The organism is Cupriavidus sp. 22TCCZM04-2 (assembly GCF_057798895.1).
Genome location: NZ_JBYOJS010000006.1, coordinates 90729 through 101891 on the forward strand (window position 1 = coordinate 90729; position 11163 = coordinate 101891).

At 60.0% G+C, this 11163-nt stretch carries 11 protein-coding genes and 1 tRNA gene; 6 read left to right on the forward strand and 6 right to left on the reverse strand.

Features of this window, described 5'->3' with window-relative positions:
• Positions 1-258: 258 nt before the first annotated feature.
• Entirely contained in the window at positions 259-549 is a 291-nt protein-coding gene (locus AC3FKG_RS11775; protein WP_488743172.1) for a hypothetical protein, read from the reverse strand.
• 632 nt (positions 550-1181) lie between these two features.
• On the opposite strand from AC3FKG_RS11775, the gene AC3FKG_RS11780 reads away from it, so the two are divergent.
• The 6 genes from AC3FKG_RS11780 (at position 1182) to AC3FKG_RS11805 (ending at position 6777) form a co-directional block, all read left to right on the forward strand.
• Positions 1182-1478 carry a hypothetical protein gene (locus AC3FKG_RS11780; protein ID WP_488743173.1) on the forward strand — a complete coding sequence of 99 codons (297 nt, stop codon included), beginning with the start codon at positions 1182-1184 and terminating at the stop codon, positions 1476-1478.
• 322 nt (positions 1479-1800) lie between these two features.
• On the forward strand, positions 1801-3747 hold the full coding sequence (locus tag AC3FKG_RS11785) for an AAA family ATPase (protein ID WP_488743174.1): 1947 nt from the start codon (positions 1801-1803) through the stop codon (positions 3745-3747).
• Between the two features lie 964 nt (positions 3748-4711).
• The gene (locus tag AC3FKG_RS11790) at positions 4712-4987 is read left to right on the forward strand and encodes a pyocin activator PrtN family protein (RefSeq protein WP_488743175.1); all 276 of its coding nucleotides are present in this window, start codon (positions 4712-4714) and stop codon (positions 4985-4987) included.
• Positions 4988-5213: 226 nt separating this feature from the next.
• Positions 5214-5417, forward strand: a complete 204-nt coding sequence (locus AC3FKG_RS11795) for a hypothetical protein (protein ID WP_488743176.1) — start codon at positions 5214-5216, stop codon at positions 5415-5417.
• Positions 5414-5623 (forward strand): excisionase family protein, encoded by a 210-nt coding sequence (xisR, locus tag AC3FKG_RS11800; RefSeq protein WP_488743177.1) that lies wholly within the window; start codon positions 5414-5416, stop codon positions 5621-5623. The genes AC3FKG_RS11795 and xisR overlap by 4 nt, the downstream gene beginning before the upstream one ends.
• Positions 5599-6777 (forward strand): tyrosine-type recombinase/integrase, encoded by a 1179-nt coding sequence (locus AC3FKG_RS11805; protein WP_488743178.1) that lies wholly within the window; start codon positions 5599-5601, stop codon positions 6775-6777. The genes xisR and AC3FKG_RS11805 overlap by 25 nt, the downstream gene beginning before the upstream one ends.
• A gap of 25 nt (positions 6778-6802) precedes the next feature.
• On the opposite strand, the gene AC3FKG_RS11810 is transcribed toward AC3FKG_RS11805, so the two are convergent.
• The 5 genes from AC3FKG_RS11810 to AC3FKG_RS11830 all read right to left on the reverse strand — a co-directional run bounded on the left by AC3FKG_RS11810 (position 6803) and on the right by AC3FKG_RS11830 (position 11150).
• Positions 6803-6878, reverse strand: a tRNA-His gene (locus AC3FKG_RS11810).
• Positions 6879-6984: 106 nt separating this feature from the next.
• The gene (locus tag AC3FKG_RS11815) at positions 6985-7299 is read right to left on the reverse strand and encodes a hypothetical protein (RefSeq protein ID WP_488743179.1); all 315 of its coding nucleotides are present in this window, start codon (positions 7297-7299) and stop codon (positions 6985-6987) included.
• A gap of 875 nt (positions 7300-8174) precedes the next feature.
• Complete coding sequence (dusA, locus tag AC3FKG_RS11820; protein WP_488743228.1) at positions 8175-9200, reverse strand: tRNA dihydrouridine(20/20a) synthase DusA; 1026 nt, start codon at positions 9198-9200, stop codon at positions 8175-8177.
• Between the two features lie 175 nt (positions 9201-9375).
• A complete protein-coding gene (locus AC3FKG_RS11825; protein WP_483708389.1) occupies positions 9376-9939 on the reverse strand; it encodes an NADPH-dependent FMN reductase in 564 nt (187 codons plus the stop codon).
• 131 nt (positions 9940-10070) lie between these two features.
• Positions 10071-11150, reverse strand: coding sequence for an enoyl-CoA hydratase/isomerase family protein (locus AC3FKG_RS11830; protein ID WP_488743180.1), 1080 nt, complete (start codon positions 11148-11150; stop codon positions 10071-10073).
• Between the last annotated feature and the right edge of the window lie 13 nt (positions 11151-11163).

Consider the following 11163-nt stretch of genomic DNA (forward strand, 5'->3'; position numbering starts at 1 on the left):
TGCCCAAGCCCATGGATGCGAATCTCTCACAGCCAGAATGGGCATGTAGCTTAGGGACGACGCCCCTTCGCAAGACCAAGCTTCACTCGATAAACGCTTCATGCGAATTGTTGCTATCCGGATGTACTTCGCCATGCTCTGTCCACGCCCAACACGAAGGAAGACACCACGCCGAAGGAAGATGCAGTAGACGCCACAGAATGCCAACCTAAGGCCAGCAATGTAGGCCTCGGTCCGCGACTAAACCTGACGGCGCACTCAGCAATTCGAAGCCAACAACGCGGCGTTCCACCGCTCGTAATTGACTTGCTGGATCAGTTCGGAGCCCGTCGGCCAAATGTCCGTGGCACCGAAATTCTGTTCTTCGACCGCCGGGCCCGCGCACGAGTCCTCGCGTATGCCGGCGGCCTCATTGGCCGGCTCAGCGAATACCTTGACGCCTATGCCGTCGTCGCAGATGGCAAACTCATCACTGTCGGCTGCCGATACAAGCGCATAAGAAAGGAGTAGGCCCCTACGCCGCAGCGAGACGCCTTGGACGGTGATCACCACCCATGTCGGAAGGATATTTGCTCAGCGGATCGCCAATAGCCTCTGGTGGCGGTACGGTTAGCCACATGGATCTATCGTTACTCTTTGCGCGAAATTGCCCGCAAAGCCAAGCCAGCAGCGGCTCTCCGGATACCTCTATTTCCGTCTATTTTCCGACCTATCACCTTCCCGCTCCCAAGCCAAAACCTCGACCCATAAGAAGTCTCACATTGCGCGAGCGCTCTTCGTTACGGAATGGTGCGAACTCTCACCTGGACTTCCCCAGCAGCGCGACCACGCTCGCATTCCCACATCGTCATACGGCTCGCTCAAAACAGTACCACTAGCGTACGTCTATCGGACGACAACAATTTTCTACCGTTGGGTTTGACGGCCGGATTCGGCTCGCCTTGGCGCATTGACGTCCTTTTGCAGTACTTTTCGTGCTCTGAGCACGGGCCAGCGGCCGCCTCTGATCCTCAGCCCATTACTACATGCCCCAGACAGACTTGGTCGGTGCTGGACATGGCACCGGGTCAAATTGTTGCGATGGCGGCGAGACCTGTCACAGTCGGCACCTTTCCCACAGGAATTATACGATGCGACTTGCAGATCCTCCTCGGACACCGACGCATGGCACCAGCATGCATATGGCCGACTACGCGTGCCATGACCGTCGGAGCGTGCCGGCCATGCTGCGCGGTCGAGGCGATGGCCGCGAAAAGAAGTATCTACGTTTCGTTAAGGATCAGCAGCGGCGAGATCCAACCCGCCCCCTACCGGCGATCGACGCAGCATACCAACGCCGCTGCGAAATCGAGGCCTGGTGTGCAGAACTCGGGCCGCGTTGGTTGGTCTGGCCGATCATGTCGGGCCTCATCTGGTGGCAGATGCGGCCCGCCTATCTCTTCGCTCGACGCCATTCACCGGGTTCGATTCATGACTGATGCGAGAGACCGTGCGTGTGGCTTCTTGATGCTCAGCATGCTGTTGTTGGTCATCGCCATCTACCGCTGCCTGTCATTGGCCGCCACTCCTCCCACGACCTCTGCGGTGGAGAAGGCTGCGAGCCCGCCGGATTGCCGTCAAAAGCAAGCGAGGGAGCGATGTCTCTGACACCGCCCACGGAATGCTTACTAATCATGGACCGGGAGCGATTAGATGGCCCGAGACGGCTCGGTCGCGCTTCTGACCCGCCTCCGTCGGGACCTTCTGGTCAGTAAGCCCCACGAGGTGGTACGCCACCGAAAACTTACGCGGCCGAACAGTATGACTACGCTAGCAAAAATCCAAACAGCACTCCTGGTAACGGCAACGGCAGCAGCGGTCGCTTCAGCTTACCAACCGCTGCGCGACTCAACGCGCCTGATCGTGCTCGCGGTACTAGCTGTCGCGGCATTGGTCATCGTCTTCCTCGACCTCGGTGCGAGCGCAATGGGAGAGCGCTTCTGCGCTTCCATTGTGGCTTCATTGCTTCTGGCTACGACAGCCGTCGTGAATCGGGACCTGGACCCCATTGTCGTGGGGCTGCTCTTGGGCACCGCCGTCCTGGTCTGGCTGGCCGCCGCGCAAGGCCGACTGGAGGATGAGACTTCCACCAGGAAGACGCGCCAGGGCCCACAGGACTCGACCGAAGCCCATGATCCTCGGCCAGCGCAGCGGCCCACTTATCCGTCTCGCCGGACCAGCAAGACCTTTGACGACGTGTTGGGCATGAGCAAGCTGAAGGTCGAACTTCTGTCGATCGCACGAGAGATTTGTCATGCACAGCCCGGACAGCGGAGTTCCATGAACGGCATCCTGCTACATGGCGAGCCGGGTACGGGCAAGACGCTGATCGCGGAAGCATTGGCTGGCCAGATGGGATTGCCCTTCCTGCCCGTCACGATCGGCGACATCGTTAGCCGCTGGGTCAATGAAACGACGGGGCAGCTACAGCAGGTCTTCACCTCTGCTGTCGCGCAAGCGCCTTGCATCCTGTTTTTCGACGAGGTCGATTCCTGTCTGATCGACCGAAGCTCTGTTGTGAACGGGGATAGCGAATCGGCCCGGATCACCAATGCCTTGCTCACCAGTCTCGTCGATGTTCGGGGCAAAGGCGTGGTCGTGATCGCCGCGACAAACCATCTGAACAAACTCGATGCTGCTGGCGTTCGTGAGGGGAGATTCGATTACAAAGTGGAAGTTCCGCCGCCAGACAAAGATGCCCGCCTTGCCATCATGCTGACCCGGGTCGCCTGCGCACTCGACCATGCCGAGTTCAACTATGACGCAGCAGAAATTCTCGCGGCGCGCTGGGAAGGATTCAGCGCGGCGCGGCTTGCGAGAGTCTGCGAGGAGGTGCTCAAGCAGCATGGCGATGTGCCGGAGGCCGTCTACAGCTTCGACGAATGGAGCGCTGCGTTACGGAAGGTCCAGGGCACGCTCGGCGATGTCTTGCCGGAATCGGCGGTGACGCTGGGCGAGCTCATTCAAACGCCAAACGTGTGCGCGTATCTGACAGGGTTAGCCCGTCGGATGGTCAATTCGGCCCGCATCGAGGCACTTGGCGGATCGGTTCCGACGGGCCTGCTACTCGCCGGGGAGCCCGGCACCGGGAAAAGCAAGGCCGTCCAAGCGCTGGCGAAGAGCACAGGCTGGGCCCTGCTTCAAACCACAGGCGGCAGCCTGCCTAATCCGGACGCTATAGACCGATTGCTGCGTCGCGCCAAGGATATCCGCCCAGTCATCATTTTCGTCGATGAAGCGGATGATTTGCTCGGGCTCCGCGCCCATGCCGCTGACAGATCGTTGCGAAACCACCTGCTGACTGCGATGGACGGCGCCGGCGGTCAGATCAAGGACATTCTCTGGATCGCGGCGACGAACCATCCGGAGTTGCTCGATCCCGCAGCGGTGCGCGGCGGACGATTCACTGACAAGCTGCTATTTCCTGCATTTGACCGCCCGACGATGACGCGTTTCGTCTCATCATGGCTCACCGAGTCCTCCGCCAGGTTCGCCACGAATCTGACGGCACCGGCCGTCGCCGACCTCATTGGACCTGAGCCAGTGGCCAACGCCGCGGCCATCCTCAGAACCGCAGTTGACATCATGCTTGACCGCTCCGCCAGTGGCAGCGCAGGGGTCGTCTGCAAAATGGACATCACAGCGGCACGCGCCCGAATCCTCAGGCCTCTGTGGCAAGCCTCAGATGGCGGCCAACTTCCGACCTAGATCCGTTTCGACACTGCGTTACTTTTGGAGCAACCCAGATGCATGATTTCGTGGAAGGTTTTTGCTTTGGCGTCCGTGGAACCATTTATGGATATTTCTTACCGGCCGTCGCGCTATGGAAATCCGCAGTCGCGGCGGCCCGCTACCTTTCGCACCGGAAGCCTTGAAATTCCTAGAACCCTTCCGGGACGATAATTCACCGTTTGGGATTGACGGCGAGTCGGCTTCAGCCCATGTGTTAGCAACGTGATCAATAACTGCGGGTGTCGGTGTTGACTGGCCCACCCTCACGAGAGGGGGTATTCAACTCTCTTGGCAGATCACGCGTCAGACACGATGTCGCTTTATCGCCGCAGTGGCTCAGTTTCGATTTTAAGATAAGACACTTCAGGTGCGTCGGCTAGCGTGTATCGAAAATACAGGAGTACGTATTTTCAATATACCCTCCGCTTCCATCGACTTCGTACATTCCAAATCTCCACGACCTCCAACCACGCACCTGAAGCCTAGGCCATACAACATTTTCTACTCACCTCCTCGTTATCCAGTTCATCCAATTAAATATCGACCCGTCCACTGATATCACTGCAATCAGAACACTCGGTGGCCCCTGTGTTTCCAGTCGACTCTCATTCAAGGCTGGCGGCTGCCACGACGGTCGAAAAATTGTCTGACGCCGATTCGCATTCGCGATGAACTCCGCGTCATTTTTATCGATGTTGCCAGTTAGCCACGCTCGCAAATTTACAGAATCAAAATTTGAGTTGCTTCTGCCTCGACCGCTATAGTGCGTCCTCAGTGGACTGACGGGCATTTGAATCATGTTCACGACTAACTGGATGGCACAAACCATCCCAACACGGGAATTGGCAGGCGTATAGCCAGGCTCACATTATCCGCTTAATGAAGGCCGTCACGACTTCACTGCCAACTTAACCGTCAACCTCTTTCCGAATTAACTCGCATGTACAAGGGTGAAATGACCACCGTTTTCCTGTTGCTGGCACAGTATGGCGCGACCGTTGTCGCCCCGAGAGACGTCGTGGCCAGGGACTACTTTCCGCACCTGAGCGCCGGGAAGTTGCTCCGCAAGATTGGTCAAGGTGAAATCCGCTTACCCGTTGTCCGCATCGAGAGCTCCAAGATGAGCGCGAAGGGCGTGCACGCTCAATACCTGGCGAAACACATTGACGATCGACGTGCAGCCGCCCAGAAGGAATGCGCACAGCTCTGTGACTGAGGACCGGTGCTACATGAAACGAGTAACCGGCAAATCCTTGCACAACAACGAAGCCAAGCCCTCAGTACACCCCAGTCCATCATCGGGTTTGACGTCGGCGGCATTGGCCCCTCCTCCCACGACGACGCCGAGTCGGATACCACCGTCCTAATTAGGAAAATTGGGAACCCTATTTTTTTACCTGCCGCCATACGCGGCGATCTTAAGCACCCGAGAAAAATATTTGATGGGAATCACCACCGCTCTTCGCGTCCGATCTAGAAGCCAAACGATCGTGGACTGCAAAGACGTGCCGCACTGGGAAGCAACCGACGAAGGCCTGCGCCTAACTGGGCAAAACGGCCTGCCGTACAAGTGCGATCCTGCACGCGTGCAGCGCTACGAGGCGGAGGAATTCGATAACGCTTCGAGCGATCGAGGTGCCCAATGAGTGCAGCCACACCGAGTGTCACGCCTGCCCAGTACGTGACTGTGGCGCTGGCAGCGGTCATCACCGGCCTATCCGAGAAGGCCATCCGCCGGAAGATCGAGGACGGCAAGTGGGTGGAAGGACGTGAGTATCGCCGCTCGCCAGATGGCGGATTGTTTGTCAACTTGAAGGGGTATGTACGATGGGTAGAAGGGGCAACGGCGTAGAGATTCGCGCCACCAGCATCCGGCTGTCCTTTACGCTGGATGGCAAGTCGCAAAAACACACGCTCATGGTGGACGGCAAGCCTATGCTGCCGACGCCTGCCAACGTCAAATATGCGAAGCGACTGGCAGTGGAGATCCGGGACCGCATCCGGCATGGCATGTTCTCGTTGGCTGAGTACTTCCCAGCCAGCGGTGTCGCTTCGGCGCACAACGTCGCCGGACAGTTGGATACATGGCTGGGTGCGCAGCGCATCGAGCCAAGTACCAAGGCTGGCTACACCAGCGCCATCCGTTTCTGGAAGGGTGCGGCGTACACCGAGGGTGGCAAGCTACTGGGCGAAGTGGCGCTGTCGGGCCTACGCACCAGCCACATCCTCAAAGCGCTAGCCAGCCGGCCGGATCTGAGTGGCAAGACGATCAACAACTACGTGTCGGTGCTGCGCGAAGCGCTGGACCTGGCCGTGAGCGACAAGCTGCTAACGGAGAATCCGGCGACCGGAGTCAAGCGTGCCAAGCACCAGAAGGAACCGCCGGACCCGTTCAGCCGGGACGAGTCCGAGAAGATTATCGGGCACATCGCCGGGCGTTATCCCGAGCAGGTATTCAACCTCGTCGAGTTCTGGTTCTGGACCGGCATGCGCACGTCGGAAATCGTCGGTCTGCGCTGGCCGAACATCGACCTAGCCAGCGGCACGGTGCTGGTAGCCGAAGCAGTCGTGCGGGGGCTGCACAAGGACCACACCAAGACCAATACGGCCCGCGCTGTGAAACTGAACAGTCGGGCGCGCGCGGCGCTCCACCGACAGCGGCAGTACACCCAGGCTGGCGGTGGTGCGGTATTCGAGGATCCACGCTACCACATCGCGTGGGCGGATGAGCGCGCGTTCCGCCGCAGCTATTGGACTCCGGCGCTGAAGCTGCTAGGCATTCGGTACCGCCGGCCGTACAACATGCGGCACACTTACGCGACGGCGATGCTGATGGCCGGCATGACGCCGGCATTTTGTGCGAAGCAGTTGGGGCACAGCGTGGAAATGTTCCTGCGGACCTACGCCAAATGGGTAGATGGCGGGCAGGATGACCTGGAGATGTCGCGGCTGGAATCGGCGTTTTCTTCCCCGATTCTTCCCCGAGAAACAAATACAGGCGCCTAAGCGCCTGATTTGTAAGGGAATTCTTTGGGGTGGCTGATGGGACTCGAACCCACGACGACAGGAATCACAATCCTGGACTCTACCAACTGAGCTACAGCCACCGTAGAGGTCATCAGCGAAGCGCTGATCGACGAAAAACAAGATTATACAAACTACTTTTCGTTATGGCTAGTATCCCGCACAAAATTTTTTCGAGGCCCAGCATCGTCAACGGCGAGGCGACCATTTTGCCTCCAGCAGCACCGCCTGCTTGATCGCTTCGATGGTTTCGGCCTCGGTATCGTACTGCCCCAGGAGCCGGCGCGATTTTCCATTGAGCGCGTCTTCCTGGAGCGCCCTGCCCGCTGCCTCGGTCGTGCCCAGGCGCCAGCAATAGCGGGCCGTCCATTTGCCATCCTGCAATTGCTCGGCCACCCAAACCAACCGGAAGTCCTCGAACACGACCCCGAACGACGTCTGGTCATCCACCACAGCCACCTCATTCCAGCGATTGAATTGACAAAAACACGGCTTCGCTTCCATGTCGCCGCCGATCGTATCACGGTCACCCGCACAATGAGACGCGGCCTTGCCACTCGCACCGGACATCCGATTCGAGCGTAGATATGCTCTACGCAGCCCCTACTGATGCAGGGTTCAACGGCTGCTCCGGCGCAAGGATACTTTTACGCGAGGGACATTGACCCCCCTCGACCTTCCCACCGGGCGGCCTCTCGGAGAGCCGCCTGCTTTTTTTTGGATTGAACAGCTTGCTGGCGCGGAACCCAGGAGCCCAGTCATTTGCCAAACACTGCCGTGTATTAGCTTTGTGGAGGTGGTAGTGAAACAGATATCCGGGATGGCGATGACAGCGTTGCTGGCGATCATGCTGGCCGCATGCGCTGGCGGCGGGGCAGAGGGTGGCGGCTCAAGTATCACCACCTATGGTACGGTTGATGTCGGCGTCAGCCACACAAGCAAATAGTTGCCGCCGGAGGAACTCTGCCGTCACAGTTGCATCCAACAGCCTGCTCGGTACGAGTCAAAAAAAAAGAGCCCGCAGCGCGGACTCTCAACTTTTGCGATCTCAAATGCCCTGAAGGCCGTTGCACTGTAGCTGGCAGCCTCGCCCGGCACCATTCGGGTTAACCGAACGTCGCAGCCGGGCAACTAAAAAAACAGCCCGCAATGCGGGCTGAATAATCAGTTGAAGAAAGCCCTGTATTCGAGGGCAGGCACAGTGTATGAAAGCGCCTGCCCTCGGCTAATTAGGGGAATCCCTTTCCTGGCGCGGCTTTCCGGGCAGTGGCTGGGCACATGTGCCGCACGCGCTACCCGAAGCGCCCTATGCATAGGTTCGCCGTTCGGAATTAGAGTTTTTACTCCACAAGTTTCCTGGCACTGTTTGCAGTAATCGCCTATGCGGCGACGCGTTGGTTTGCCTCCGCGTGCTCGGTGGAATGCAGATGCGAACGCGCCTCTGCGAAGATTGCATCTACGTCGCTCCGCGCGCGGGCTGCGGACATCCGCTTGGCGTCGGACAGCACGCGCCGCCAGCCACGGCCACCCGCGATGCCGCGGTACAGACCCAGCATGTGGCGAGTCACCGCCCCCATGTATCCGCCACGTTCCACCAGCTCGCCGATATAGCGCTGCATGGCAAGCTCCACCTCCAGCCGCGACGGCACCGGCGCATCGGCATCGCCGTAGAAACGGCCATCCATTTCGGCGAGCACATAAGGCTGGTGATAGGCTTCGCGTCCGATCATTACGCCGTCGACATGCTCCAGGTGGGCCGCCATGTCGTCGTAGCTGACGATGCCGCCGTTGATCAGGATTTCCAGTTGCGGGAAATCCCTTTTCAAGCGGTAAGCCACTTCGTACCTCAGCGGCGGAATTTCGCGGTTTTCCTTCGGGCTCAGGCCTTTCAGGATCGCATTGCGCGCATGCACGATGAAGGTCTCGCAGCCGGCCTGCGCCACCGTGCCGACAAAATCACGGACAAATTCGTAGTGCTCGACCTTGTCGATGCCAATGCGGTGCTTGACGGTCACCGGGATCGACACGGCGTCGCGCATCGCCTTCACGCAGTCGGCCACGAGTTGCGGCTCTGCCATGAGGCAGGCACCGAACGCGCCCCGTTGCACGCGCTCGGACGGGCAGCCGCAATTGAGGTTTACTTCCGCGTATCCCCACTGCTGACCAAGGCGCGCCGCCACGGCAAGGTCGGCCGGCTCGCTACCGCCCAACTGCAAGGCCACAGGATGCTCCGCGGCATCAAAGTCCAGATGCCGCGGCACGTAGCCATGCAGCAGCGCGCCGGTCGTCACCATTTCCGTATACAGCCAGGTGTGGCGGCTGAGTTGGCGATGGAACATTCGGCAATTGCGATCGGTCCAGTCCATCATCGGTGCAACCGAGATGCGGCGTGGGCTTGGCTTCATGGATGAATGACTTGTTGCTGAGCGGAGGTGGCCGGCAAAGCGGCCGCGATACGCGCTCATGTGCCGGCCCAGGCAGTTCTGCGGGCACCGGCATCGGGTCTACGCGGGAAAGGTCAAGAGTATAGGCCACAGCGCGCGTTTGCGCTGCGACCCGCGCCCGCAGGCGATTGCCGCCTCAACGAGGCGCTGCGTTGCGCTCGATCCAGGCGGCGTAGGCCGCGAGGTATTTTTCGAGGAATCCGCGCGTCGAGTCGTTCGCGAGTCCGCCCTGCTCGCTGAACAGCTTGTCCGCCCCGCCGATATACGCTTCCGGCTGCTGCAGCACGGGCACGTTCAGGAACACCAACGACTGCCGCAGGTGATGATTGGCGCCAAAGCCGCCAATTGCGCCGGGCGAAACGCTGATGACACCGCCAGGCTTGCCATCCCATGCACTGCTGCCATAGGGGCGCGATCCGACGTCAATGGCATTTTTCAGCGGCGCGGGCACCGATCGGTTGTACTCGGGCGTAATGAACAGCACTGCATCGGCACGGCGGATACGGTCACGAAAAGCGGTCCACTCGGGTGGCGGGCTGGCGTCGAGGTCCTGGTTGTACATCTGCAGGTTGCCGATCTCGACGATCTCCAGCTTCAGCGACTGCGGCGCCAGACCAATCAGCACCTTGGCCAGCTTGCGGTTGAACGACTCCTTGCGCAGGCTTCCCACCAATACAGCGACATCTCGAGGATTGCTCATCACGACTCCTTCAACTGTGTGGTTCGAATGAAGCGGAACAGCCTTGGCCCCATGGATCACATGGCCTGCCTGGCGCCGATCCAGCCTTCACTCTACCCGAGTCCGCAGAGCCGCGCGGCGCACCCACTTTACTAGGCGAGGCTCGCCAGCGGATGATCTTCCGTGCGCCATGGGCTGTCGAAGAACGACAGCACCTTCTCGCGCCTTACCTCGTCGATGCGCGCATCCTGCCAACGCGGCTGGTGATCCTTGTCGATGGCCAGCGCACGAATGCCTTCCACGCCGTCGCCGTTGCGGAACACGTAGTGCATCATGTCGAGTTCCATGCGAAGCTCGTCATCCAGTGACATCGTGCGCGCGCGCCGGATCTGCTCCAGCGACACATGAAGCATCAACGGCGAGCGGCTGCGCAGCATCGCGGCCGTGTGAGCGGCCCAGTCGCCCGGCGCATCGCTGATCGCGGCCAGGATGTCGACCATCGTTGCGCCGCTAAAGAGGTGGTCAATCTGCGCCGACAGGCCGGCGAGCTGGCTTTGCGCCGGCACGCAGGCCTCACGATGCTGCTGCGTGAACGTGGCGATGTGGTCAAGCACGGCGTGGCCGTTGCCGAACGTTCGCGCACGCAGGTCGTTCGCCACTTCAGCCAGCACATTGCCCGGCAGATAGGCATCAGCCAGTCCGGCATACAGGGCATCGGCCGCGTGGATCACGGTGCCGGTCAAGCCCAGGTATTCGCCGATGCGGCCCGGCGTGCGCGCGAGGAACCAGCCGCCGCCCACGTCCGGGAACAGCCCGATATTGGTTTCGGGCATGGCCATCTTGGTGCGGTCGGTGACGAGGCGCAGGCGCGCACCTTGCGAAATGCCCATGCCGCCGCCCATGACCACGCCATCCATCAGCGCGATATACGGCTTGGCGTAACGGTGAATCAGGAAGTTGAGGGCATATTCCTCGACAAAGAACTGGTCGAGCAGCGGATCGCCCTCATGCGAGGCCTTGTGGAAATAGCGGATGTCGCCGCCTGCGCAGAAAGCCTTGCCGCCGGCCCCTGCCACCACCACGGCTACGACCTCCGGTGCATCGGCCCATGCACGCAGTGCCTGGGTCATGGCACGAATCATGTCCAGCGAGAGCGCGTTGAGCGCCTGCGGCCGGTTCAGCGTCAGGTAGCCAATGCCACCCTGGACTTCCGTCGTGACGAAGTCAGTCATGTTGCTCTCCTAC

Bases quoted from the DNA above. Each gene is read 5' to 3' on its own strand.
- AC3FKG_RS11780 (WP_488743173.1), top strand. From the start codon at position 1,182: ATGGCCGACTACGCGTGCCATGACCGTCGGAGCGTGCCGGCCATGCTG.
- AC3FKG_RS11785 (WP_488743174.1), top strand. From the start codon at position 1,801: ATGACTACGCTAGCAAAAATCCAAACAGCACTCCTGGTAACGGCAACG.
- AC3FKG_RS11790 (WP_488743175.1), top strand. From the start codon at position 4,712: ATGTACAAGGGTGAAATGACCACCGTTTTCCTGTTGCTGGCACAGTAT.
- AC3FKG_RS11795 (WP_488743176.1), top strand. From the start codon at position 5,214: ATGGGAATCACCACCGCTCTTCGCGTCCGATCTAGAAGCCAAACGATC.
- xisR (WP_488743177.1), top strand. From the start codon at position 5,414: ATGAGTGCAGCCACACCGAGTGTCACGCCTGCCCAGTACGTGACTGTG.
- AC3FKG_RS11805 (WP_488743178.1), top strand. From the start codon at position 5,599: ATGGGTAGAAGGGGCAACGGCGTAGAGATTCGCGCCACCAGCATCCGG.
- AC3FKG_RS11815 (WP_488743179.1), bottom strand. From the start codon at position 7,299: ATGGAAGCGAAGCCGTGTTTTTGTCAATTCAATCGCTGGAATGAGGTG.
- dusA (WP_488743228.1), bottom strand. From the start codon at position 9,200: ATGAAGCCAAGCCCACGCCGCATCTCGGTTGCACCGATGATGGACTGG.
- AC3FKG_RS11825 (WP_483708389.1), bottom strand. From the start codon at position 9,939: ATGAGCAATCCTCGAGATGTCGCTGTATTGGTGGGAAGCCTGCGCAAG.
- AC3FKG_RS11830 (WP_488743180.1), bottom strand. From the start codon at position 11,150: ATGACTGACTTCGTCACGACGGAAGTCCAGGGTGGCATTGGCTACCTG.